The 23,710-nt window shown below is 72.0% G+C and carries 18 protein-coding genes and 1 pseudogene; 11 read left to right on the top strand and 8 right to left on the bottom strand.

From position 1 onward, the window contains the following. Positions 1 to 107: 107 nt before the first annotated feature. Entirely contained in the window at positions 108 to 533 is a 426-nt protein-coding gene (locus H4F70_RS18090) for a YchJ family protein (protein WP_182358216.1), read from the bottom strand. A 21-nt stretch (positions 534 to 554) separates the two neighbouring features. Between H4F70_RS18090 and H4F70_RS18085 the strand changes: the two genes are divergently transcribed. The 3 genes from H4F70_RS18085 to H4F70_RS20885 all read left to right on the top strand — a co-directional run bounded on the left by H4F70_RS18085 (position 555) and on the right by H4F70_RS20885 (position 4,060). Next, complete coding sequence (locus H4F70_RS18085) at positions 555 to 1,886, top strand: alpha-hydroxy-acid oxidizing protein (RefSeq protein WP_182358215.1); 1,332 nt, start codon at positions 555 to 557, stop codon at positions 1,884 to 1,886. A gap of 63 nt (positions 1,887 to 1,949) precedes the next feature. Continuing rightward, positions 1,950 to 3,941, top strand: a complete 1,992-nt coding sequence (locus tag H4F70_RS18080) for an acetoacetate--CoA ligase (RefSeq protein ID WP_182360513.1) — start codon at positions 1,950 to 1,952, stop codon at positions 3,939 to 3,941. Beyond that, positions 3,938 to 4,060 (top strand): hypothetical protein, encoded by a 123-nt coding sequence (locus tag H4F70_RS20885; RefSeq protein ID WP_268968342.1) that lies wholly within the window; start codon positions 3,938 to 3,940, stop codon positions 4,058 to 4,060. The genes H4F70_RS18080 and H4F70_RS20885 overlap by 4 nt, the downstream gene beginning before the upstream one ends. 76 nt (positions 4,061 to 4,136) lie before the next feature. On the opposite strand, the pseudogene H4F70_RS18075 reads toward H4F70_RS20885, so the two are convergent. The 5 genes and pseudogenes from H4F70_RS18075 to trmB all read right to left on the bottom strand — a co-directional run. Continuing rightward, positions 4,137 to 5,288 (bottom strand): annotated as a pseudogene (locus H4F70_RS18075) (lysylphosphatidylglycerol synthase transmembrane domain-containing protein); the annotation flags it as partial. A gap of 122 nt (positions 5,289 to 5,410) precedes the next feature. Further along, on the bottom strand, positions 5,411 to 7,045 hold the full coding sequence (locus H4F70_RS18070; protein ID WP_235681207.1) for an adenylate/guanylate cyclase domain-containing protein: 1,635 nt from the start codon (positions 7,043 to 7,045) through the stop codon (positions 5,411 to 5,413). 101 nt (positions 7,046 to 7,146) lie between these two features. After that, on the bottom strand, positions 7,147 to 10,224 hold the full coding sequence (locus H4F70_RS18065) for an MMPL family transporter (protein ID WP_182358214.1): 3,078 nt from the start codon (positions 10,222 to 10,224) through the stop codon (positions 7,147 to 7,149). Positions 10,225 to 10,288: 64 nt separating this feature from the next. Then, positions 10,289 to 10,975, bottom strand: a complete 687-nt coding sequence (locus H4F70_RS18060; protein ID WP_182358213.1) for an NYN domain-containing protein — start codon at positions 10,973 to 10,975, stop codon at positions 10,289 to 10,291. After that, entirely contained in the window at positions 10,972 to 11,814 is an 843-nt protein-coding gene (gene trmB / locus H4F70_RS18055) for a tRNA (guanosine(46)-N7)-methyltransferase TrmB (RefSeq protein WP_372497567.1), read from the bottom strand. The genes H4F70_RS18060 and trmB overlap by 4 nt, the downstream gene beginning before the upstream one ends. Positions 11,815 to 11,968: 154 nt before the next feature. On the opposite strand from trmB, the gene H4F70_RS18050 reads away from it, so the two are divergent. The 5 genes from H4F70_RS18050 to H4F70_RS18030 all read left to right on the top strand — a co-directional run bounded on the left by H4F70_RS18050 (position 11,969) and on the right by H4F70_RS18030 (position 17,789). Further along, positions 11,969 to 12,841: a hypothetical protein gene (locus tag H4F70_RS18050; protein ID WP_182358211.1), complete on the top strand. Its 873-nt coding sequence runs from the start codon at positions 11,969 to 11,971 to the stop codon at positions 12,839 to 12,841. Then, positions 12,834 to 14,201: a hypothetical protein gene (locus H4F70_RS18045; RefSeq protein ID WP_182358210.1), complete on the top strand. Its 1,368-nt coding sequence runs from the start codon at positions 12,834 to 12,836 to the stop codon at positions 14,199 to 14,201. Before H4F70_RS18050 ends, H4F70_RS18045 begins: the two co-directional genes overlap by 8 nt. A gap of 49 nt (positions 14,202 to 14,250) precedes the next feature. Next, complete coding sequence (locus H4F70_RS18040; protein WP_182358209.1) at positions 14,251 to 14,610, top strand: DUF6802 family protein; 360 nt, start codon at positions 14,251 to 14,253, stop codon at positions 14,608 to 14,610. Between the two features lie 101 nt (positions 14,611 to 14,711). Further along, positions 14,712 to 15,620, top strand: coding sequence for an alpha/beta fold hydrolase (locus H4F70_RS18035; protein WP_182358208.1), 909 nt, complete (start codon positions 14,712 to 14,714; stop codon positions 15,618 to 15,620). Positions 15,621 to 15,959: 339 nt separating this feature from the next. Then, complete coding sequence (locus H4F70_RS18030; RefSeq protein ID WP_182358207.1) at positions 15,960 to 17,789, top strand: phosphoenolpyruvate carboxykinase (GTP); 1,830 nt, start codon at positions 15,960 to 15,962, stop codon at positions 17,787 to 17,789. Between the two features lie 79 nt (positions 17,790 to 17,868). On the opposite strand, the gene H4F70_RS18025 is transcribed toward H4F70_RS18030, so the two are convergent. Then, positions 17,869 to 18,861 (bottom strand): pirin family protein, encoded by a 993-nt coding sequence (locus H4F70_RS18025; RefSeq protein ID WP_182358206.1) that lies wholly within the window; start codon positions 18,859 to 18,861, stop codon positions 17,869 to 17,871. A 226-nt stretch (positions 18,862 to 19,087) separates the two neighbouring features. Between H4F70_RS18025 and H4F70_RS18020 the strand changes: the two genes are divergently transcribed. From H4F70_RS18020 to H4F70_RS18010, 3 genes are all read left to right on the top strand, one after another. Next, positions 19,088 to 19,906, top strand: a complete 819-nt coding sequence (locus tag H4F70_RS18020; protein WP_182358205.1) for an enoyl-CoA hydratase/isomerase family protein — start codon at positions 19,088 to 19,090, stop codon at positions 19,904 to 19,906. A gap of 134 nt (positions 19,907 to 20,040) precedes the next feature. Beyond that, positions 20,041 to 20,715: a hypothetical protein gene (locus tag H4F70_RS18015; protein WP_182358204.1), complete on the top strand. Its 675-nt coding sequence runs from the start codon at positions 20,041 to 20,043 to the stop codon at positions 20,713 to 20,715. 253 nt (positions 20,716 to 20,968) lie between these two features. Beyond that, complete coding sequence (locus H4F70_RS18010) at positions 20,969 to 21,910, top strand: hypothetical protein (RefSeq protein ID WP_182358203.1); 942 nt, start codon at positions 20,969 to 20,971, stop codon at positions 21,908 to 21,910. A gap of 126 nt (positions 21,911 to 22,036) precedes the next feature. On the opposite strand, the gene H4F70_RS18005 is transcribed toward H4F70_RS18010, so the two are convergent. Beyond that, positions 22,037 to 23,491, bottom strand: coding sequence for an aldehyde dehydrogenase (locus H4F70_RS18005; RefSeq protein WP_182358202.1), 1,455 nt, complete (start codon positions 23,489 to 23,491; stop codon positions 22,037 to 22,039). Positions 23,492 to 23,710: the final 219 nt, after the last annotated feature.

Raw genomic sequence — 23,710 nt, 5'->3', positions numbered from 1 at the left:
TGACTTCCTGTGAGGTTACTCAGCAGTACGGGTACATCCGGGGGCTCCGAATGTGCCCGTACTGCTGAGTAGCTGCGGAGAATGGGGAGCTCGGGGCAAGAGTCTCCCTACGCCGTGCCCTGATACACCCACGCGCCGTCGATCCGGACGAACCGGCTGTCCTCGTGCTGCCGTCCGCGGTGGAGGGACCCGTCGGGCCCGCGGGTGCGGTACTGGGCCACGAATTCCACGGTGCCCGTCTGCTCCAGCAGCCCGCCGCCGGTGGTGGCGACGATGGTCAGCCGAGTCCACTGCACGTCCGGGTCGAGCGTGAGCGACCGCGGCCGGGTGTCCGGATGCCAGGTGCGCAGCAGGTAGGCGGCGTCACCGGCGGCGAACGCCGTGTACCGCGACCGCATGAGGGCCTCGGCGGTGGGGGCGGCGGCCCCTTCCGCTGCGTGGAACCGTCCGCAGCACTCGGGGTAGGCGGGGCCGAATCCGCAGGGGCAGGGCGCGTCCGGGCGGAGTGCGCCGTCGGGCCGGAAATCGCTCATCGGGCCATTATCCTGCGGGGCATGACAGTCGCATCCTCCGAGCCCGCATCCCCCGCACCAGCATCCCCCGAGCCCGGCCCGGGCCGGGCGCGCCAGAACCGCATCTACCGGGACGGGGTGCTGGGCCGGCGCCCCGCGATCCCCACCGACTTCGCCGCCCTGGAGAAGGCGGCCCGGCGCAGGATGTCGCGCCGGGCCTGGGCATACGTGGCGGGCGGCGCGGGTGCGGGCACCACCATGGACGCCAACCGTGCGGCGTTCGACCGGCATCGGATCGTGCCGCGCATGCTGCGGGACGTCTCGCGCCGCGACCTCTCGGTGGAGCTGTTCGGGCGCCGCATCCCGGCCCCGGTGCTGTTCGCCCCGGTGGGCGCCGCCGAGCTGGTGCACCCTGAGGCGGACGTGGCGATCGCGGAGGCGGCGGCCGAGCTGGGCGTGCCCTACATCTTCTCCAACCAGGGCTGCGCGCCGATGGAGGACGCGGCCGCGGCGATGGACCGGGCGGCGGGCCCCGGGGGCGCCCCGCACTGGTTCCAGCTGTACTGGAGCACCGACGAGCAGCTGGTGGACAGCCTCATCGGCCGGGCCGAGCGCAGCGGCGCCGACGCGCTCGTGGTCACCCTGGATACGACGATGCTGGGCTGGCGGCCGCAGGACCTCAACATCGGGTCGCTGCCGTTCGCGCGTGGTGAGGGCATCGCGCAGTACACCTCGGACCCGCGGTTCGTGCGCATCGTCAAGGACCGGGTGCGCGCGGCGGCCGGGAACAAGCCCGACGTCGAGGTGACGTGGGGCGCCGTGCGGTCGCTGATCGCGATGAGCCGCCGCTACCCGGGCGCGCTGGCGGCCAACCTGCGCTCACCGGAGCCGCGGGCCGCGGTGGAGACGTTCCTCGACATCTACTCGCGACCGTCGTTGAGCTGGGAGGACATCGCCACGCTGCGCGGCCGCACCCGGCTTCCGGTGCTGCTCAAGGGCGTCCTGCATCCGGACGACGCGCGCCGGGCGGTGGACGAGGGTCTCGACGGCATCATCGTGTCCAACCACGGGGGCCGTCAGGTGGACGGGGCGATCGGGTCGCTCGACGCGCTCGAGGCGATCGCCCCGGTGGTCGACGGTCGGGCGGCCGTGCTGCTGGACAGCGGGGTGCGCGGCGGCGCCGACGTGTTCAAGGCGCTCGCCCTGGGCGCCGACGCGGTGACCGTCGGCCGCCCGCACCTGTACGGTCTGGCGCTCGGCGGCCGCGACGGCGCGCGCGACGCGGTGGCGAACATCATCGCCGAGTTCGACCTGACCTTGGGGTTGGCCGGGCTCACGTCGGTGGGGGAGATCGCGCGCGATAGCCTTTCCTGAGACCCGGACCACAGCGAAGCGAGGGCGGCGATAGTGACGAAGGCGAGCGAGAGCGCGGCGGCGATGCTCTGGGAACCGGACGCGGACACGGTGGCGGTCAGCGCGATGGTCGAGTTCGCGGATCTGGTCCGGCAGGCGAATCCGGACAGCCCCGGCGTGCCCACCGACGCCTCCGACTACGACCGGCTGTGGCAGTGGTCCACGGAGAACCTGGGCGCGTTCTGGCAGGCCGTGTGGGACTACTTCGACGTCGTCTCCGACACCGACCCGGGGCCCGCGCTGGCCGAGGACCGCATGCCGGGGGCGGTGTGGTTCCCGGATGCGCGCATCAATTACGTCGACCAGGTGTTCCGGCACGGTGCCGCGCAGGACGCCGCGGGCCGTCCCGCGATCGTCGACCTGGGGGAGGGGCGCGCCGCACGCGCGGTCACCTGGGCGGAGCTGCGGTCGCGGACGGCCGCGCTGGCGCACACGCTCCGCGAGGTCGGTGTGCGCCCCGGCGACCGCGTCGTCGGGTACCTGCCGAACATCTCCGAGACGGTGATCGCGTTCCTCGCCGCCGCGAGCGTCGGCGCAGTCTGGGGCGCGTGCGGCCAGGACTATTCGGCGCCCGCAGCGGTGGACCGGCTGGGCCAGCTGGAGCCGACGGTGCTCATCACCGCCGACGGCTACGACTACGGCGGCAAGCCGCGTGACCAGCGCGCCGCAGTGGACGAGCTGCGTGCGGGCCTGCCCGGCCTGACGCTGACGGTGCTGGTGGCGCGTTCCGGCGGCGACGAGCAGGACGCGGTGTCCTCGCTGGCCCCCGGCGGAGACAGGGTCGTGGGCTGGGCCGCCGCCACCGCGGGTGAGCACGCGCTGGTCACCGAGCGGGTGGCGTTCGACCATCCGCTGTGGGTCGTGTTCTCCTCGGGCACCACCGGACTGCCCAAGGGGATCGTGCACGGGCACGGCGGGGTGGTGCTCGAGCACCTCAAGGCGGGCGTGCTGCACTCGGACCTGGGACCCGGCGAGACGTTCTTCTGGTTCACCTCGCCCAGCTGGATGATGTGGAACTTCCAGGTGGCGGGCTTGCTCGCGGGCGCCACCATCGTCACCTACGACGGCAGCCCGGCGCATCCCGGTCCGGACGGGCTGTGGCGGATGGCGGCCGAGAACGCGGTGACCTTCCTGGGCACCAGCCCCGGTTACGTGCTCGCGTGCATCAAGGCGGGCGCGCGCCCCGCCGCCGAGCACGACCTGTCCGCGCTGCGCATGGTGGGCGTGACGGGGGCGACGCTGCCCGCATCCTCCGCGGAGTGGCTGCGCGACGAGGTGGGCGCGCGGGTGCAGATCAACTCGATCAGCGGCGGCACGGACGTCGTCACCGCCTTCGTCGGCGCCGCGCCGAACGTGCCGGTGTGGGCAGGCGAGTTGTCCTGCCGCCTGCTCGGCGTCGCGCTCGCCGCGTTCGACCCGGCGGGCGAGCCGGTGGTCGGCGAGGTCGGCGAGCTGGTGGTGACCCGCCCGATGCCGTCGATGCCCGTGCGGTTCTGGAACGACCCGGACGGCGCGCGTTACCACGATGCGTACTTCGACACCTACCCCGGCGTGTGGCGGCACGGCGACTGGGTGACCGTCACCGACCGGGGCAGCGTGGAGATCCACGGGCGCTCCGATTCCACGCTGAACCGCAACGGCATCCGCATGGGCAGCGCCGACATCTACCAGGCCGTCGAGTCGATCCCCGAGGTGGCCGAGGCGATGGTTCTGGGCGTGGAGCAGCCGGGCGGCGGATACTGGATGCCGCTGTTCGTGGTGCTGCGCGACGGCGCCGAACTCGACGACGCCCTCGCCGGCCGGATCAAGGCGGCGGTGCGCGACAAGGCGTCGCCGCGGCACGTGCCCGACGAGGTCATCGCGGCCCCCGGCGTGCCGCACACGCGCACTGGCAAGAAGCTCGAGGTGCCGGTGAAGCGGCTGCTGCTGGGAGCCGATCCGTCCACCGCCGTCGACCGCACCGCGGTGGACGAGCCGGATCTCATCGACTGGTACGCGGCGCACAAGAAGGGGTGACGCGCGCCGCCCACGACCAGCAGAGTCAGTCGCGCAACCGCGCGCTGGGATGGTGGCGGTCGTACGGCGGGCGCTCGGCCGGTGGCGGCGCGGGCCTGGGGCGCTCGGGCGGCATCTGAGCGTCAGGGTCTGCGCGCGCGGCGGTGTCACGGGCGGGGTGTCACGGGGCGGGGAGTCACGGCGCGGTGGGTCACACGGCGGGGCGTCGCGGGGCGGGTCGTCGGCGTCCTGCGCGGCCGCGGCAGCGCCGTGGGGGCCGGATCGTTCGTCTTCGAGCGCGGCCAGTTCGCGTTCGCGCAGGTCACGGTCGGCGGCGAGGTCCTCGTGGTCCTGGCTGCGGAACAGGACGAGGAAGATGATCCATCCGACGATCGCGACCAGGATGAAGCTGACGATGCGGTAGACGAGTACGGAGGCCACCGCCTCGCCGCCCGTGAGCCCGCCGGCGGTGAGCGCGGCGATCAGGGTGCCCTCGACGAACACCAGCCCGCCGGGCATGCCGGGGATCGCCCCCACGGCCTTGGCGGCCGCGTACGCGATGGCCAGCGACGAGATGCTGGGATCCGCACCCACCGCCCAGCACGCGAACCCCAGGCAGGCGATGTCTGCGACCCAGTTGTAGAACGACCAGCCGAAGGCGACCGCGCCGTCCTTGGCGCCCAGCTGGACGTACTTGAGCTGCTCGATGATGCCGCGCCAGCGGTCGATCCCGGTCTCGCGGGGTTTGCTGCGCGCCCAGTTGAACCAGCGCAGCGCCCACCGGCCGAGGTCTTCGAGCGAATCCGGGTGGTTGGCCACATACCGGCCCGCGTAGGCCAGCGCGAACAGGCCGACCACGCTGAACACGGCGGTGAACGGGTTGACCGCCGTGCCGACGAACAGCGCACCGCCCACCCCCAGAACGGTGAGGCCGGCGGCGGCGAGCACGCCGGACATCGCCACCTGCCACGACGCCACCACCGGGCTGGCGCCCCAGCGGCGGGTGCGTCGGTACGTGAACGCGGTGGAGAACACCTGGCCGGCGGGCAGGGTGAGGCTCATCGCGGTGCTCGCGTAGATCACGGCCAGCGACTTGAGCTGGCTGATCTTCACGCCCGCGGCGCCCAGCAGCACCTTCTGCACGCGCCCGAAGCTGCTCATCGACGCGGCCTGGGCCAGGATGCATGCGGCCACCCAGCCCCAGTGGATCTCGCTGAGCGCGTGCCAGGAATTGTTCAGCGACGGCCACAGGTAGAAGCCCTCCGCGGTGAGCAACGCGACGAGCCCGACGCCGAGCACCCACCGTACCCACCAGAACCGGGGGCGCTGCCGGGGTGCGGGCGCAGCAGAGTCGCGGGCGGGCATCATCCCAGCCTATCTGCCCACCGTGCAATGTCCGTGTCGCAGGTGGCACCGGCGTGGCCTCGGCCCCTGCCCCGCACCGGGCGGGTGGGGGTCGTGTCCAGGTCCGCCACCGGCGCCGTCGCGGCTCAACCGGTTTCGCCCGGGCGCGGCCGGTATTGGGGCGCGGTGGCGGGCCCCTGGTCGTCGGTGTCTGCGGATCGGCCGGCGGCCGCGGCGGATCCGCACGCGTCGGCGGCTCCGCCCGCGGCCGCGCCCGAGTCCGCCGGGTATGCGATCTCGGTCGGCATCCTGCGGCCACGCAGCACCAGGCTGCGGCCCGCAGTCCAGTGCGCCCGTTCCTCGGCGCAGGCCGCGGTGACGGTGCGCTGCGAGGCGAATACCCGTGACGGGTGGATCTTCGCCAGTTCGGTGAGCCGCGCCGCCTCGTTGACGGCGTCGCCGATCACCGTGTATTCGAGCCGTTCGGCGGCGCCCACGTTGCCGGCCACGCACACGCCCGCAGAGACGCCGATGCCCGCGTCGACGCCGGTGCGTTCCACCAGCTCGGCGCGCATCCGGCGCGCCGCCCGCAGCGTCGCCGTGCACGGGTCGGGCATCTCCAGCGGCGCACCGAACACGGCGAACACCTCGTCGCCGATGAACTTGTTGATGAAGCCGCCCTGCCGGTGCACCACCTCCACGATGACCTCGAAGAAGCGGTTGAGCACGTCGACGACCTCGGTGGGCGGGCGGGCCGCCGCCATGCGGGTGGAGGCGATCATGTCGACGAACAGCACGGCCACGAAGCGGGTCTCCCCGCCGAGCTCGGTGCCGTTCTCCAGCGCGAGCCGCGCGACGTCGTCGCCGACGTGCTTGCCGAACAGCGTGCGCAGCCTGCGCCGTTCGTCCACTGCGGTCACCATCCGGTTGAAGCCGACCTGCAGCATGCCCAGCTCACTGCCGTCGTAGACGTTGACGCGGGCGTCGCGCACGTCGTTGCGCACGTCGAGCAGCGCGGCCCGCAGTTGCCGCACCGGATCGGACAGGTGCGCACTGGCGAGCAGCGTGAGCACCAGCGAGGTGAGTCCCGTGAGGATGCACATCGCGATGACGGCGCCGGCGAAGGTGGTGCTGCTCGCGTCCACCCAGCCGGTGAGCTGGCCGATGGCGAGCGTGAGCAGCCCGATGGTGGGAACCAGCGTGCCCAGTCCCCACGTGAGCAGCAGGCGCATGCTGATCGGCGGCGCGTACAGCGGGGCGTACTCGGCGTCGGACAGGGCGCGCGCCGCGACGGGGCGCAGAATGCGCTCGCCGAGCATGTAGCTGGCGCCGAACGTGCCCACCGAGACCAGAGCCAGCACGATGCCGCCGGTGATGGCGAGGTTCGGCGTGTCCGAGTAGTTGTAGGCGATGAAGGCGACGGCTCCGATCAGCCACACGACCGTGTGCACCAGGGCCTGGCGCAGCGGTAGAAGCATGACGGCGGACTGCTCAGCGGTGGTGGGCGGGCCTCCGCGCTTGCGCCATCGCGTCACCGGGCCCAGCAGCACCACGGCGGTGCCGATGCTGATCACGGCGCCGGCCACGAGGTAGGTGAGGGCGGTGTAGAAGATCACGTCGCCACGATTGAGATTGAGCACGTCCCGCGGGATCGGCAGCACCCAGAGCAACAGCACCGCGGCGACCACACCCGCGAAAACGTTCGCTGCGGCCATGCTCGCGATGTAGAGCATCCAACGGTTCTTGACACCGCGGGCGAGGATGTCGCGGAAGGAGGCCACGGACCCACCGTATCGCCCGGGGGTGCCGCCGGTGGCGGCCACCACCGGCGGCCGGTCCTGCGACGTGTGCCACGGTAGGGACCGGCGTACTCCGGCCGCGGCTACTTCCGGTGGCGCCGCAGCAGTTCCTCCACGGTGACCTGGCCGGAAGCGTCGGGACGCAGGTGCCGGCCGCCGGTGGCCTCGTCGGATTCATCCTGCCCGTGCCGCACGGATTCCGCTTCCTGTGCAGCGTCTTCGGGTGCCGAATGCGCGCCGGGCCGCTCACGGGGCGTTCCAGTGCCGGACCCGCCTCCGCCCGCACGCATGCGCGGCGCGGTGGGGCGCTCCTCCCACGGGTACCGGGGGCGGGGGGCGTCCGAACCCACCGCGGGTTCCGGCGTGCTGCGCCGGGGCGGCTCGGCGCCGGACCGGTGCGCGGGAGGCGCGGCCGGCGCGGAATCCGGGGTCCGTGCAGGGGCCGCCGGTGCCGGGGGGGTCCGCGGGGGGGCTGTGCTCGGCGGCTGGGCCGGGGCGGGGCGCCGGGCGGTCCTCTTCCGGGCCGGGAAGGCGTGTCGCCGGAGCCGGACGGGCCTCGAGCGGGCCGACGCGCGGGCGGCTTGTCGGGCGCGTCGCCTGGGGGGTCCGGGACTCCGCGGACGGGGCGGAACGGCGCGGCTCCGGTCGCCGGGCGCCGTATCGCCCGCCGTTCGTGCCCCTGCCCGTGGTGCCTCTGTCCGTGGTGCCCCTGTCCGTGGTGCGCCTGCCTGTGGTGCCTCTGCCCGCGGGGGCGCTGCGGGCGACGCGGGGCGCGCCTGCGGCCGCTGCACGGTCGGCGCCTCGTCCTGTTCGGCGGCGAACGCGGGCGTCTGTTCCGTGGTGATCCGTGGAATCACCGTGGTCGCGTCGGGCGGCGTGTCCGCCAGGGCTGCGCCCACCGTCGTGGCGGCGCCTGCATGGTGCTGTGCACCGGCGCCGACCCGGACGGGGACGGCACGGGCCGCGCCGGCCGCGGAACCGGCGCCCGCGGCGGCCACCCCCGTGGCGATGTGCGTGGGGCGCTCGTCGGGCAGGTGGATCTCGCCGAGGCCGATGCGCTGCTGGATGCGCTTCATCCACTGCGGGGCCCACCAGCAGTCGTCGCCCAGCATCGTCATCACCGCGGGGACCAGCAGCATGCGGATCACAGTGGCGTCGAGGATGAGCGCCGAGATCATGCCGTACGCGATGTACTTCATCATCACGATCTCGGAGAAGCCGAAGGCGCCGGTGACGACGATGAGGATCAGCGCGGCCGCGGTGATGATGCGGCCGGTGTGGGCGGTGCCGATCCGGATGGCCTCTCTGGTGGTGGCGCCCCGCTCCCGCGCCTCGACCATCCGCGATATCAGGAACACCTCGTAGTCGGTGGACAGGCCGAAGATGATCGCCAACAGCAGCACCACTACCGCCGGCATGAGCGGGCCGGGCGTGAAGTTGAGCAGCGACGCGCCGTTGCCGTCGATGAAGATCCACGTGAGGATGCCTAGCGTAGAGCCCAGGCCGAGCGCGCTCATGAGGACGGCCTTGATCGGCAACACCAGCGAGCCGAAGGCGAGGAACATCAATATCGTCGTCGTGACGACGAGGAACAGGATCATCCACGGCAGCATGTCGACGAGGGCGTCGATGGTGTCCACCGTCATGGCGGGCACGCCGCCCACGAGCACGTCGACGCCCGGGGGCTCGGGGATCTCGCGGAGCTCGGTGATGGTGTTGCCCGGCCGGTCCGGGTCCACCAGGCCGGCGGAGAGCACCGTGACGCCGTCGGCGGACTTGTCCACCTTGAACGGCCCGGTGAACCCGTCGATCTGGTTGGCGGCGGTGGCGATGTCGACGACCTGCGAATCGGACGCGCCGGTGATCACCACGTCGACCGGGTTGGTGCGGAAGGTGGGGAACAGCTCGTCGAAGTGCTCCTGCGCCACCCGGGTGGGATTGTCCGGGGGCAGGTACTTCTCGCTGAGGCCGCCGAACGCGACGTTCTTGAACGGCACGATCAGCAGCAGCATCACGATGACGATGGGGGTGGCCACCCAGCCGGGGTGCTTGCCGACCCAGTCGGTGAGTTTGCCCCAGAACCCGGCCTCGATCTGCTCGTTGGTCTTCGGCTTGTTGAGGAACGGCAGGCTGAGCGAATCGATGCGCCGGCCGAGGAGGCCCAGCAGTGCGGGCAGCACCGTCAGCGAGGTGAACGCGGCGATGGCGATGGCGAACAGCCCGCCGAAGGCCACCGACTTGAGGAATCCCTGCGGGAACATGAGCAGGCCGGTGAACGCCACCACGAGCATCGTCGCCGAGAACACCACGGTGCGCCCCGCCGTGGCGACGCTGCGCCGCACCGCGGCGCCCACGTCGTACCCCTCGGCCAGTTCCTCGCGGAATCTGCTGACGATGAACAATGCGTAGTCGATCGCCAGCCCCAGCCCGATGAGCGTGACGACGGGTTGGGCGAACGTGTTGACGTCCATGAAATGCGTGAGCACCCACAGCGCCCCGGTGGCACCGGCGATGGTGAGCACGCCGACGATGACGGGCAGCAGCGCGGCGACGACGCCGCCGAACACGAAGAACAGCAGCACGGCGACCGCGGGCAGCGCGATCAGCTCGGCACGCTTGGTGTCGTTGTTGGTGCCGACGCCGATGGCGTCGCCGATGGGCTGCAGCCCCGAGACCTCCACCTTGATGCCGGGCAGCGCGAAACTGCCCTTGATGTCGTGGTATTGCTCGAGCGTCTGGGTGTCGGTGGAACCGGTCAGCTGCACGCTGGCGAACGCGTGCCGCTTGTCCTTGGTGGACAGCAGTGCCTTGCCGAACGACTCCGTCCAGTAACTGGTGATCCCGCCGATCTGGTCGGGGAACTCGGCCTTGATCCGGTTGAGGCTGTCCTCGACCTTGGCGGCGAACGCAGGATCGTCGACGGTGAGGCCGTCGGGCGCGGTGTACAGCACGATCACGTCGGACATGTGGTCGCGGCCGAAGGTCTCGTCCGACAGCAGCGCGGCCTGCGTCGACTCCGAGCCAGGGTCGTCGTATCCGCTCTGGCTGAGCTGCCCGGTGAGCCCCAGCCCGAAGACGCCGCCGACGAGCAACAGGATCGTCGTCGCCACCAGCACGAGACGACGATGGCGGTAGGCCAACCGCCCCCAACTGCTGAACAACGCTAGCTCCTCCGGAAGATCTCGGAAATCGGTACGGATGCCTGCGGCATCGGTCCGCCGGTGCTCACCTGCCCTCGAGCAGCGAGGTGAGGGGCCGGAACGGCTGCAGCCACGCACCGCCGGCCGGCAGGTTCTCCAGGCTGATGCGCGGCAGCGGCTCGCGGAAGACTCCGGGGATCTCTTCGAGGTCGACGAACTCGAGCTTGGGGGACGCGACCGCCCAGCTGGCGTGCTCGTGGAACCCGATCACCTGCACCGGAACGCCGGCGTCGACCAGCAGTTCCATCGGCTCGCGGAAGGCCTGCCCGTCCGCGGAGGCGACGACGACACCGGCCAGGCCCATGGTGGAGCGGCGCAGCGCGATGTGGTCGAGCATGTCGGAATCGACGTCGCTGTGCTCCGAGGTCTTGGGCTTGGCGAACACGGCGAAGCCCACGTTGCGCAGCGCTTCCACCCACGGGCGCACGACGTCCGCCGAACCGGCCGCGATGTTGGTGAACACGGTGGCCTCGGCGACGATCGGATCGTCCTCCGCCGGGGGAGCGGCGCCGGACTCCTCGACGGCTTCGGCCTCCAGTTCGGCGATCTCCTCGGCGCGACCCAGCAGCCACCTGCCCAGCGCGTCGAAGCGCGGACGGTGCGCGGAGGTGGGACGTCCGCCGAGGATCGCGCCGAGCCCCATGTCGAGGTTGGGCGCGTCCCACACCAGCAGGAGCCGCCGGCCCGGAATGGTTGCGTGGTGGTCGGTCATGAGTCGACTCGTCTCCAGATCATTTCGGTAATAGTGCTGCCCGCACGGAGACCCTTGCCCTCGAATTTTGTGACGGGGCGCTCCAGGCTGATAGGGGCAGTCGAGTCGAGAGTACGCAGCATCGGCTCGGTGGCGCCCGCTTCCGTGATCCATTCGGCGTAATCGGCGTGGTCGGTGGCCACGTGCAGCACGCCGCCGGGACGCAGACGGGAGGCGATCAGCGAGAACGTGGCGGGCTGCAGCAGCCTGCGCTTGTGGTGTCGCTTCTTGGGCCACGGATCCGGAAAGAACACCCGCACCCCGGTGAGGGAGGCGGGAGCGATCATGTTCTCCATCACATCGACGCCGTCGCCGCGCAGCAGCCGGACGTTGGTGATCCCCTCGCGTTTGATCCGGTGCAGCAGCTGTGCGAGACCCGGCCGGTAGACCTCGACGGCCAGCACGTCCACCTCGGGTTCGGCCAGCGCCATCTCCGCGGTGGAGGTGCCCGTGCCGCAGCCGATCTCCAGGACGACGGGCGCCGAGCGGCCGAACCATTCCCCGGTGTCGATGATCTCGTCGCGGACGTCGCGTCCCAGCGTCGACCACGTCTCATCCCACGTGCGCAGCTGCGCGTCGGTGAGCGTGCCGCGGCGCGTGCGGAAGCTCGTCACCCGCGGGTGCAGGCGCGAGCGGCCGAACTGGTCGCGTTCCACGCCGACGGCGCCGTCGGTGTCCTCGCCCGTGGGCTGCCACAGCGGCGCGACGGGGGCGCCGGTGCGGTCGGCCTCGGTGCCGGGGTCGTCGGCATGATCGGCGCCGGGGACGGCGCTGTGCGTCGGGTCCTGGGGGGTTTCCACCGCACCATGGTCCCGTATCCGCCGCAGCCGCTGCATCCCGGCCCGGCCGCCGGGACGGTGGAGGGTATCCTGCGCCGCAGGTCGTGTCGGGGGACACGCCGCTGCACCGAAGCCGGGTCCGGGGCCCGGCCGGAACGGGGGACGGGGGATCACAGTGGGGGACGGATCTGCGGGTGCGGGGCGGGAGGCGCCCCCACCGGTGTGCATCGGTGTGGGCGGCCGGGCGGGCGTCGGTCGGAGCACGCTGGTCGACGCGCTGGCGCAACGGATGGCAGGGCGCGGCCCGCTCACCATCGGCGAGCTTCCGGCCTGCAACGATCCCTGGGAGGCCGAATCTGCGGAGCAGCAGGGGGAGGTCGCAGTCGGCCGCGCGGTCGAACCCTCGGGCGGGTCTGCCGTGCCCGTCGACATCGCGGTGCACATGGTGTTGGGCGCGCCCGCGCCGGCCGACCTGCGCGCGGTCGGGATTCAGCACAGCCGTGGCGTCCCCGTGGTGCTCGTGCGGGCGCGCGCCGACCAAGAGGGTGACTCCCGGGCAGGCGGTGACCGGGCAGGCGGTGACTCCCGGGCAAGCGGTGACACCCCGTCGGAGGCCGATGGCCTGGCATGCGGTGCTGCCGGGGCGCAAGCCGTGCTGGCCGTCTCGCTGCCGCCGGGAGCGACGCCGACGGGAATCGACGAACTGGCCGACTGCTTGTCCGCCGGCGTCGGCCGGATTCTCGTGTCGCGCGCGGACGCCCACCGCTCGCGTTTCCTGCGTGCCGCGATCGAGGGGCCGGATCGCGAGGCGGCCGAACGCTACCTGCGTTCGGCCGCCGCCCGGAGCATGCGGGCGGCGGGTGCGGGCGATTGGGCCCGGGGGGTCGACGGCCCACGGGCGGCGTTGCGGGAGGCCGCGCAGTGGCGCGCTGTGGCGGCCGTGTCCACGGAGCCCGGCGAGCGTGCCCGGGCCGCGGAGTGGTGCCGCCGGTTCACCGACCGTGCCGTGGCGCTCGGCGCCTGCGTCGAGGACCTCGCCGATGGGTGAGCAGAACTCCCCGGTGTGCGGAGTACACGTCGTCGCGGTGCCGGGCACGCCCGTGCCGGAGTGGGTGTCCGCCGTCGCCCGCGGGATGGCCCCGGTCGGCGGCGGAGGCGGGGCGGTGGCGATCGTGCTGCCCGGACGGGTGCCCCTCGGCGTCGACGAACTGGATCTGGTGGACCGGGCGGCGGCGTCCCACTCTGCGGTGGTGTTCGTGCTGGCGGGCCCGCCGACCGGTGTGGGAGCGGGCGCGGACCCGGACGAGGCCGTGCGCCGGCACCGCGCGCTGCTGGCCGAGTTCGCCCCCGGATACGCACAGTGCCCGATCGTCTCCGCGGCCGCGTCGGACGATGAGGTGCGCGCGGTGCTGGCAGGGGCGCAGCGCGCGGCGGCGGCCGGCGACGCGGGCGCCGAGCTCAGCGCCGACCGGGCCGCGGCGGAGCGCGCACGCCGCCACCGCATCGCGGAGCGCGCCGGGGCGGCGGCGCGCCGGGAATCGTCGGTGCTGCGCGGGCACCGGCGTGTGTGGGCCGCGCGCAGGGCGGAGCTGCGGACGACGGAGGGTCTTCCCGCACGGATGGCGGCCCTGCGCACGGGGCTCTCGCGTGCGCGGGTGGAGCTCGGGCACGAGATCGCCGCCCGCAGCCGCAAGGCCGCCGCGGACGTGCGCGAAGAATTGGACCTGGCGGATCGGGGACAGGTGGGCCGTTACCCGTCGGTGCTGGAGCGCCGGCTGGCGGCGATGGGCGACGAGTTCGCGGGCCTGGTCGAGCAGCGCATCGCCGCCGCCGTTCCCGGCTCCGCCGCCGCCCTCCCGGGGTCTGCGGCGGCGCCCCTGCCGGCGCTGCCCGCGCCGCCCGGGCATCGCCGCCGTGCCACGGAGGACCGGCTGATGATCCTCATGGGCGCGTCGGGCGGGCTGGGTGTCGGTCGGCTCGTGACGGCGGGTCCACTGACGGGCGGACTGGTGGCCGACGGGCCGTGGGCGGCGCTCGCCTGGCCGGTGACGCTGGTGCTGGGCGGGCTCGTCGCCTGGTGGATCGTGCGTGCCCGCGCGCACCTGGGCGCGCGGGCACGGGCGCGGCAGTGGGCCAACGAGGCGATCGCGGAGTTCCGGGCGGGCTGGGAACAGCACATCGCGCACCGGGTCCTGGACGCCGAGTCGGCGGCGGCGCGCACGGCGGGCGAGGCGCACGCGCGCGAGACGCGCGAGGTGGACGAGCGGCTGGCGGACATCGACGGCCGCCTGGCCCGGGTGCGCGGCCGGCTCCCGGCGCCTGTGGATGAACCCGCGCAGGGCGCGGGCCGGGGCAGTACCGTGGCAGCCGGGCAAACGAGGGGCACGGCGCGCCGGGGGAGCCGGTGAAGCCAGGGGATCCGGGGAAACCGAGGGATCCAGGGGAGAGGAGCACGGGATGTGGCTGGGCAATGATCTGCCCGAGGACGGAATGGACGGCGGCGGGGAGTTCCCGGCCGCGCATTCCGACGCCGACGGGATCTCGACGTGGCCCGCGGCGCAGGGCGGGCCGGAAGGGGACGTGCTGGAGCACGAGCCCCTGCCGTTCGACACCATCACCGCGGTGGACATGGACGGCGACGGCGTGCTGGAGACGATGATCGTCCACGACGGCGAGCAGATCACCGTCTCCTACGACCTGGACGGTGACGGCCACACCGACTACGAGACCGTTTTCGACGGCGAGGGGCACGCCGTGTCGTGGCAGGACCGGCAGGATCCGGACGGGACGTGGCATTGGCGGCGCGTCTCGGGGTGAGCGGGCGTCCCGGAACAGGGATGGGCTCCGGCGGCGGGCGGCCGCCCGCGGCGGCGGGTCCCGGGCTGCGTGGGCATACACGCGCGCGGCATCATGTATGCATGACGGATATCACCAGCCCCCGGATCGAGGGCAAAGTCCTTGTGGGGCCGGAGCGCGACCGCGTGCTGAGCTTCTCGGAGTTCGGCGTGCCCCATGCGCCGCCCGTGGTGTGGCTGCACGGCACGCCGGGCAGCCGCCGGCAGGTTCCCGTGGAGGCGCGCGAGTTCGCGGAGCGGGAGAACATCCGCATCATCGGCATCGACCGCCCGGGCATCGGCTCGTCCACGGCGCACGTGTACAAGTCGTTCCACGAGTTCACCGATGACCTGGCCGTCGTCGCCGACAACCTGGGCCTGGAAGAGATGTCCGTGGTGGGCCTGTCCGGGGGCGGGCCGTACACGCTGGCCGCGGCGCGGTACCTGCCGGACCGGGTCCGCTCGTGCGCGGTGCTCGGCGGCGTGGCGCCCACGCGCGGCGAGGACGCGGTGGACGGCGGGCTCGTCGGGTTCGGCGCGATGGTGGCGCCGCTGGTCTCGCTGGGCCGCGTGCCCATCGGCATGGCGCTGACCTCGCTGGTGCGCGTGGTCAAGCCGTTCGCCTCGCAGATCATCGACGCCTACGGGTTCCTCTCGCCGGAGGGCGACCGCAACCTGCTGGCGCGCCCGGAGTTCAAGGCGATGTTCATCGACGACCTGCTCAACGGCAGCCGCAAGCAGTTCTCGGCGCCGTTCTCGGACATCATGCTGTTCTCCAAGGAATGGGACTTCCGCCTGGCCGACGTGGACAAGCCGGTGCACTGGTACCACGGCGACGCCGACCACATCGTGCCGGAGACCCACGGCGAGCACTGCGTGCGGATGCTGCCGCAGGCGGACATGACCGTGCTGCACGGCGAGAGCCACCTGGGTGGGATGGGCGTCGCGGAGGAGATCCTCACCCGCGTGCTCGCCGACTGGGACCGCCCGTAGCCGCAGTGCGGAGGCGGGGCGGCCGACCTGCGGCGACGCGCGCCGCCGGCGGCCGGTTCCGCCCGGCCGGGGTTCGGTGCGGGACCCGATTCGGAGAATATTTGCGAACGGCGTTAACCTCGTGTCAGGACTCCCGGCGCCCGTGTCCCTCGGGCCACGTGCCGGCGGCCCCTGGGGAGGGGGCGGTGGCACGCGGCAGACGAGCATTCGGGTAGCACCCCAACCGACGGGGCGCAGCCGAGTTCGCGCCACCTGAATTGCACCGACCGGCCGGGACTCCCGGCCTCGGCGTACCCGGCGGGCGCGGGCGAAGCTCCGGCCCCACTCCAGGAGAGGCTGATGACCGCAGCGACGATTCCAGGTTTGAACTCAGCGGACGACAACCCGCCCACCCGGCACGCCGAGATGCTCGCCTGGGTGACCGAGGTTGCCGAGCTCACGCAGCCGGACCGGGTCGTCTTCGCCGACGGCTCCGACGAGGAGTGGGAGCGCCTCACCGCGCAGCTGGTCGACGCCGGGACGTTCACCAAGCTGAATGACGAGAAGAAGCCCAACTCCTTCCTCGCGCTGTCGGACCCCGCCGACGTCGCCCGGGTGGAGTCCCGCACCTTCATCTGCACGCAGACGGAGGAGGGCGCCGGCCCCACGAACAACTGGATGGATCCGGAGGAGATGCGCACGTTGATGCGCGGCCTCTACGCGGGCAGCATGCGCGGGCGCACCATGTACGTCGTGCCGTTCTGCATGGGCCCGCTCGGCGCGGACAAGCCGAAGCTGGGCATCGAGATCACGGACTCGCCGTACGTGGTGGTGTCCATGCGCATCATGACCCGCATGGGCACGGCCGCGCTGGAGAAGATCGGCACCGACGGCGAGTACGTCAAGGGCCTGCACTCGGTGGGTGCGCCGCTGGAGTCCGGCCAGGCCGACGTGCCCTGGCCGTGCAACGAGACCAAGTACATCACGCACTTCCCGGAGTCCCGTGAGATCTGGAGCTACGGCTCCGGCTACGGCGGCAACGCGCTGCTGGGCAAGAAGTGCTACGCGCTGCGCATCGCCTCGGCCATGGCCCACGACGAGGGCTGGCTGGCCGAGCACATGCTCATCCTCAAGCTCATCTCCCCGGAGAACAAGGCCTACTACGTGGTGGCCGCGTTCCCCAGCGCCTGCGGCAAGACCAACCTGGCGATGATCGAGCCCACCATCCCCGGCTGGCGCGCGGAGACCCTGGGCGACGACATCGCCTGGCTGCGCTTCGGCGAGGACGGGCGGCTGTACGCGGTCAACCCGGAGGCCGGGTTCTTCGGCGTCGCGCCGGGCACCAGCATGGCGTCCAACCCCAACGCCATGAAGACGGTCGAGGGCGGCAACACCATCTACACCAACGTCGCGCGCACGGATGACGGCGACATCTGGTGGGAGGGCATCGGCGGCGACAAGCCCGCGCACCTCACCGACTGGCACGGCAACGACTGGACGCCGGAGTCGGGCGAGAAGGCGGCCCACCCGAACTCGCGGTACTGCACGCCCATGTCGCAGTGCCCGATCCTCGCGCCCGAGTGGGACGACCCGCAGGGCGTGCCGATCTCCGCGATCCTGTTCGGCGGCCGCCGCAAGGACACCGTGCCGCTGGTGACGCAGTCGTTCGACTGGCAGCACGGCACCTTCATGGGCGCCACGCTCTCGTCCGAGCAGACCGCCGCCGCCGAGGGCAAGGTCGGCAACGTGCGTCGCGACCCGATGGCGATGCTGCCGTTCATCGGCTACAGCGCCAACGACTACCTGGCGCACTGGGTGAACGTGGGCAAGCAGGCCGACGCGGCCAAGCTGCCGGAGATCTTCTACGTCAACTGGTTCCGCCGCGGCGACGACAAGCGGTTCCTGTGGCCCGGGTTCGGCGAGAACTCGCGCGTGCTCAAGTGGATCATCGAGCGCATCGAGGGCAAGGCCGACGCCGAGAAGACCGCCATCGGCTACGTGCCCACCGCCGAGCAGCTCCACCTGGACGGGCTCGATGCGGACATGGGCGACGTCGACGCGTCGCTCAAGGTGGACGTGGACGAGTGGAAGAGCGAGATCCCGCTGATCGAGGAGTGGTTCGACAAGCTCGGCGACGTGCCCTCGTCGGTGCGTGACGAGCTGGAGGCGCTCAAGCAGCGGCTGGGCTGAGCCCCGCAGACCACGAGGGCCGGCCCCGGACGGAATCGCATCCGCCCGGGGCCGGCCTTCGTCGTATGGGCCGCGCCGGTCAGCGCCGCTCGTAGGAGGCGGGGATCGAGCCGAGCCGGCCGGCCTGGAAGTCCTCGAACGCCTCGAGCACCTCGGCCTTGGTGTTCATGACGAACGGCCCGTACACCGCGATGGGCTCCCGGATGGGCGCGCCGCCCAGGATGAACACCTCGAGCGCCTCGGTGCGCGAATCCTGCGTGTCGTCGGCGCGCAGCGTGAGGTGGTCGCCCTCGCCGAACACTGCGAGCTGCCCGGTGGTGACGGGATGGCTGCCGCCGCCCGCTCGGTCCGAGCCCGCCGAGCCGTCGCCGGCCAGCACGTAGGCCAGCGCGTTGAAGCGCTTGTCCCACGGCAGCCGCACCTCGGCGCCCGGCGCGACGGTCGCGTGGATGAGCGTGATGGGCGTGTAGGTGCTGCCGGGGCCCGCGTGTCCGTCCAGGTCGCCGGCGATCACGCGCAGCAGCGCGCCGCCGTCGGGCGTGGACAGGAGCGTGACGTGCTCGGAGCCGATGTCCTGGTAGCGCGGGTGCGCGCGCTTGTTGTCGCGCGGAAGGTTCACCCACAGCTGCACGCCGTGGAACAGGCCGCCGGAGAGCACCAGGTGCTCCGGCGGGCGCTCGATGTGCAGGATGCCGCCGCCCGCGGTCATCCACTGGGTGTCGCCGTTGGTGATCGTGCCGCCCCCGCCGTTGGAATCCTGGTGCTCGAAGACGCCGTCGATCATGTAGGTGACGGTCTCGAAGCCGCGGTGCGGATGCCAGTCGGTGCCCTTGGGCTCGCCGGGCGCGTAGTTGACCTCGCCCATCTGGTCCATGTGGATGAACGGGTCCAGGAAGCGCTGGTCCACGCCGGCGAACGCGCGCCTCACGGGGAACCCTTCCCCCTCGTGGCCCTGGGGCGCGGTGGCCACGCCCAGTACCGGGCGCGGGGTGTTGCCGGGGCCGGGCGCGCCGTCGGGGATCTCGCGGATGCGGGGCAGGGTCAACGGGTCGTCGACGGTGATGGCGGGCATGGGGGTCTCCTCGGGTCGCGGTCCGGCGCGTGCGCCTGACTCCAATGTAGTTGATTACGCAACTACCTGCTGTCCGGTGCAACATGTGAGCGACGGCGCTATTCCCGGCCGGGATGGCGGTTCGCCGTCAGGGGGATGAAATGCTGCACTGGGGACGACGGCATCCCGCGGCGCGCGTCGCGGCGAGTACGGACAGTCCCGACACCCGAGTGAAAGGCCGCAGACGATGGCAGACAGCACCGACACCGCCGACCGGTCCGAGGCGCCGACCCCCGCGCCGCCTGTGCTGGTCGAGCGCGAAGGGCGAGTCCTCGCCATCACCCTCAACCGGCCCGGCAACGGCAACGCCATCGACTTCCCGCTGGCCGACGCGCTGGCCGAGGCGGTGCGCCAGGTGGACGACGAGACCGGCGCCGTGCTGCTCCTCGGGGCGGGCAAGCACTTCTGCGTCGGCGGCGACCTCGAGGAGTTCGGGGCGGCCGAGGAGCCGGGGCCGTTCCTCGACGCGCTCGCCACCCGGCTGCACGAGTCGGTGGCCGTGCTCGCAGAGCTCGACGTGCCGGTCGTCATCGGCCTGCACGGAGGCGTCGGCGGCGCGGGCATGAGCCTGGCGGGCATAGGCGACGTGGTGGTGTGCGGCCGTTCCGCCAAGCTCCGCCCCGCCTACCTGGCCGTGGGGCTCACCCCGGACGGCGGTATGAGCTGGACGCTGCCGCGCACCATGGGCCGCGTCCGCTTCATGGACCTGGCGATGACCGGATCCGTCCTGCGCGCCACCGACGCGCTGTCGATGGGCGTGGTCAGCCGGGTCGTGGACGACGACGAGGTGGTCGGTGAGGCGTCGCGCCTCGCCGCCCAGCTGGCAGGCGGGCCGACGGCGTCGTTCGGCCGGCTCAAAAAGCTGGTGCGCGACGGCGAGCAGCGTGACCTGCGCTCCCAGCTGTTCGCCGAGGCGACCGCCATCGGCGTCAGCGCCGGTTCCCCCGAGGGGCGCGAAGGCGTCGCCGCGTTCCTCGAGAAGCGCTCGCCCAAGTTCCAGGGCTGACCCGCGTCGTTCGGGGCGCCCGACCCGGTTGCCGAAACGGATTTCATGGGCGATGATATCCGCGAAGAAGTAACTGGGATCACTGCAACGCGGCCGGTCGGGGGCTCGGGGCAGTCCGACGGCAAGGGGACGGCATGGGGTTCGGAAGGGTCAAGAAGCTCGGGATCGGCGTGGTCGCGGCCGCGACGATGGCGGGAGGGGCCGCGCTGGCCGCGCCCGCGGTGGCGATGGCGGACGCGCCGACGATCGCCGTCGAGCAGGACGGCAACGACGTCACGGTGACGACGACGGATGAGAATGCGGGTCTGGCGGTGTGCCTGCCGGTGCTCGTCAGCGGTGAGACGGCTCTGAAGGCCCTCGTCGCGTATCAGGCCGGTGACTACGGGGCCATCGCGGACATGCTCGTCAACGGCGGTCAGGACGTGCAGTACGGCGAGATCGCATCGCACAACGCGGTCGACATCCCCGTGGTCGGCGAGTACAGGGCGTTTCCCAACCCGTCGACCACGAACTGGACCGACGTGAACGACGGCGTCTACATCCTGGTCGGCGCGTGCGCGAATCCGACGCTGGCCCAGATCGGCGACATCTTCGGGGCGGTATTCAGCGGGCAAAGTGTTCTCGGAACTGTCCTCGGCCTCGTTACCGACGACATCACCGTCCGCCCGCTGATCGTGCCCAACGGAATCGGCAGCATCTCCCCGGCGCTCGACTTCGGCAGCCTGCTGCTCAAGTCCGGTGACGCCCTCTCCGCCCTGAGCTCCGACGGCCTGCTCACCGGGCTGCTGGGCGCCGGCACCGGCAGCTGACCGGGTCGCTCAGCCGCAACTCTGCCCCGCGACCGCAAGGTGCGGGGCAGAGTTTTCTGCGTAGGACCGGACTACTGTGCGGATCCGTATGCGGAAAACTCCGGATCCGGCCCGATCCCGGCGGTTTCCGCATACGGTGGCGGAGTCGGGATGCCAAAGGGCGGGGCGGCCGCGGGCGGCGGACGGACGGTCCGGCAGCATGGGGCGAGTGGGGGAGAGCAGGGGGAGGGTCCGCACGCGGGCCGGGAGCGGGTTGAGCGATCGGCGGCTGCGTGAGCACCAGGTTCGGTTGCTCCGCGGGGTGTACGCCGAGCCGGGCACGCAGAAGACAGCGCGCATCATGGCCGAGGCCGCATGGCTGTACGGCCGAGGCCGGAGCGTGCTCGGCGGGCGGTCGGCCGCCGCGGTGCTCGGTGCCAAGTACCTCGACGATCGCCGGCGACGGGAGCGCCCGGCGCCGACCGCGGGGCCCTACCGCTATCGCGAGCACGAGTGGGAAGACTACGAGTACTTCGATCCGGAGCCGCCGGTCCTCATCCGGCCGCGTTCCGGCAGCACTCGCCGCACACCGGGGGTCACGGTGTGGACCGCCGATCTGCCCGAGCGTGAGGTCGCTGTTGTGCGGGGCATGCGCGTGACGACGCCGGCGCGCACCGGGTTCGACCTGGCGCGGCACCCGGCTTCGGCGACCGGACGCTGGGATCCGGGCTCCGACGAGGACTTCACGCGTCGGCTGATCATGCTCGACGCCTTGTGCAACGCCACCCGCATCGACCCCGCCGCGATCCTGGACGTGGCAGGGGCCCATCCACGGGCGGCGGGCGGCGACAGGCTGCGCGCGGTCCTGCCCCTGGTCGATAGCGGTGCGGCCTCGCCACCCGAGACGCGCCTGCGGCTGCTGCTCCACAGGCGCGGATACCCCCGGCCGTGCACGCAGTTTCCGGTCCTCAACGAGTACGGCCAGCTGCACGCCCACATCGATCTCGCCTGGCCGCAGTGGAAGGCGGGCATCGAGTACGACGGCGACTGGCACCGGCGCTCTGAGGACAAGCACTCATCGGATATCGCGCGGTATGCGGAGTACCGCGACATCGGGTGGGATGTGCTGCGCGTGGACAAGCATCTGCTGGCCATGCAGGCGACGCTGCTGGGCTACGTCGACAGCATGTTCGCGCGGGCCGGTGCCGCCTGGTGACCCGCCGGCGCCCTCGCGCTCGCCGGCCGGGCGTACGTATGCGGAAACCGCCGGATCATGCAGAACTCCGGCGGTTTCCGCATACGGTCGGCGTGCGAGCGGCGTGTAGAGCGCCGCTCGCACGGATCAGGAGCTGGTGTACCCGGCGGGCATGAGCACCGACTTGATCTCGCAGAACGCGTCGATGCCCTCGGGCCCGCACTCGCGGCCGATGCCGGAGCTCTTGTACCCGCCGAACGGCGAGCCCGGGTCGAAGGCGTACCAGTTGATGCCGTAGGTGCCGGTGCGGATCTTGCGCGCCACCTGCAGGCCGTGCTCTACGTCGGCGGTCCACACCGAGCCGGCCAGGCCGTAGTCGGAGTCGTTGGCGATGGCCACGGCGTCGTCCTCGGTGTCGTAGGGGATCACCGACAGGACGGGCCCGAAGATCTCCTCGCGGGCGATCGTCATCGTGTTGTCGACGTCGGCGAAGATCGTGGGCGCCACGTAGTACCCGTCGCCGAGGCCCTCTGGGCGCTCCCCGCCGAGCACCACGCGGGCGCCCTCCTCCTTGCCCTTGGCGATGTAGCCCTCGATCTTGTCGCGCTGGGCCTCATTGATCACGGGCCCGATCTGCGTGGCCGGGTCGGTGGGGTCGCCCACCTTCATCATCGCCTCGACGATCCCCTTGAGCGCTTCGACCACCTCGTCGTACCGCGAGCGCGGGGCCAGGATGCGGGTCTGCGCCACACACGCCTGCCCGGAGTTCATCAGCCCGCTCATCGCCAGCATGGGCGCCGACGCGGCCAGGTCGGCGTCCTCGAGGACGATCGCGGCCGACTTGCCGCCGAGCTCCAGCGAGCAGCGCTTGAGCTGGTCGGCGGCGGACTGCCCGATCTTGCGTCCCACGGCGGTGGAGCCGGTGAAGGTCACCTTGTCCACGTCCGGGTGGTTGACCAGGTACTCGCCGGTCGTGGCGCCGCCCTGCACGACGGAGAGCACGCCCTCGGGCAGGCCGGCGTCGGCGAAGATCTCGGCGATGGCGTTGGTGGACAGCGGCGCGTCCGGCGCCGGCTTGAGCACCACCGCGCAGCCGGCCATGATCGCGGGCGCCAACTTGTTGACGGCGAGGAAGATCGGCACGTTCCACGCGGTGACGGCGGCGACGACGCCGACCGGCTCGCGGATCACGCGGGACTCGCCGAACATCCCGTGGCGCGTTTCCTCCCAGGGGAACGACTCCGCCAGCGCCGCATACGCACTGAGCGTGGCCAGCGACGGGGTGATATGCATCATGTCGACGCCGGCATGCGTGGCGCCCATTTCCGACGACGTGAGAGCGATCAGTGCGTCCTTGCGCTCGGTGATCAGCTCGGCGGCCTTGGTGAGGATCGCGGCGCGCTCGGTGGGCGAGGTGCGGCCCCACGTGCCGTTGTCGACCACGGCGCGGGCCGCGGCGACAGCGGCGTCGATGTCGGCGTTGCCGGCGACGGGCACGCTGCCCACGTGCTCGAGCGTGGCGGGCGAGGTGACGTCGATGCGCTCCGGGCCGCGCGGTGCCACCCACTTTCCGCCGATGAACAGGGTGTCGTAGTCGGTCATCCGATCTCCTTGTGTCTGCAGTGCGATGCGGCCCCGGACTCGCGGGTCGGGGAGAGCCCTGTCACACAGGGTAGAACGTGTTACAGACTCTGGCTAGAGGCGCGTGCTGAACAGGGACTTCTCCATCTGTGAGCGCTCTGTGAGCGCCGATTCCTACGGTGCGCGTCACATGCTCGCGCCGCCTGCCGCGCGAATCGGGGACTGTCCCGCACCGGTGCG

The sequence above is a fragment of the Tomitella gaofuii genome (genome assembly GCF_014126825.1).
GTDB lineage: Bacteria > Actinomycetota > Actinomycetes > Mycobacteriales > Mycobacteriaceae > Tomitella > Tomitella gaofuii.
The sequence above is the reverse complement of the archived record's forward strand: the minus strand, read 5'-3'. Positions and strand labels throughout refer to the sequence as shown.

Coding starts and splice junctions, on each gene's coding strand:
- H4F70_RS18080 (WP_182360513.1), top strand. CDS start 1,950: ATGCTCTGGGAACCGGACGCGGACACGGTGGCGGTCAGCGCGATGGTC.
- H4F70_RS18005 (WP_182358202.1), bottom strand. CDS start 23,491: ATGACCGACTACGACACCCTGTTCATCGGCGGAAAGTGGGTGGCACCG.
- H4F70_RS18085 (WP_182358215.1), top strand. CDS start 555: ATGACAGTCGCATCCTCCGAGCCCGCATCCCCCGCACCAGCATCCCCC.
- H4F70_RS18040 (WP_182358209.1), top strand. CDS start 14,251: ATGTGGCTGGGCAATGATCTGCCCGAGGACGGAATGGACGGCGGCGGG.
- H4F70_RS18090 (WP_182358216.1), bottom strand. CDS start 533: ATGAGCGATTTCCGGCCCGACGGCGCACTCCGCCCGGACGCGCCCTGC.
- H4F70_RS18015 (WP_182358204.1), top strand. CDS start 20,041: ATGGGGTTCGGAAGGGTCAAGAAGCTCGGGATCGGCGTGGTCGCGGCC.
- H4F70_RS18060 (WP_182358213.1), bottom strand. CDS start 10,975: ATGACCGACCACCACGCAACCATTCCGGGCCGGCGGCTCCTGCTGGTG.
- H4F70_RS18045 (WP_182358210.1), top strand. CDS start 12,834: ATGGGTGAGCAGAACTCCCCGGTGTGCGGAGTACACGTCGTCGCGGTG.
- H4F70_RS18035 (WP_182358208.1), top strand. CDS start 14,712: ATGACGGATATCACCAGCCCCCGGATCGAGGGCAAAGTCCTTGTGGGG.
- H4F70_RS18020 (WP_182358205.1), top strand. CDS start 19,088: ATGGCAGACAGCACCGACACCGCCGACCGGTCCGAGGCGCCGACCCCC.
- H4F70_RS18025 (WP_182358206.1), bottom strand. CDS start 18,861: ATGCCCGCCATCACCGTCGACGACCCGTTGACCCTGCCCCGCATCCGC.
- H4F70_RS18030 (WP_182358207.1), top strand. CDS start 15,960: ATGACCGCAGCGACGATTCCAGGTTTGAACTCAGCGGACGACAACCCG.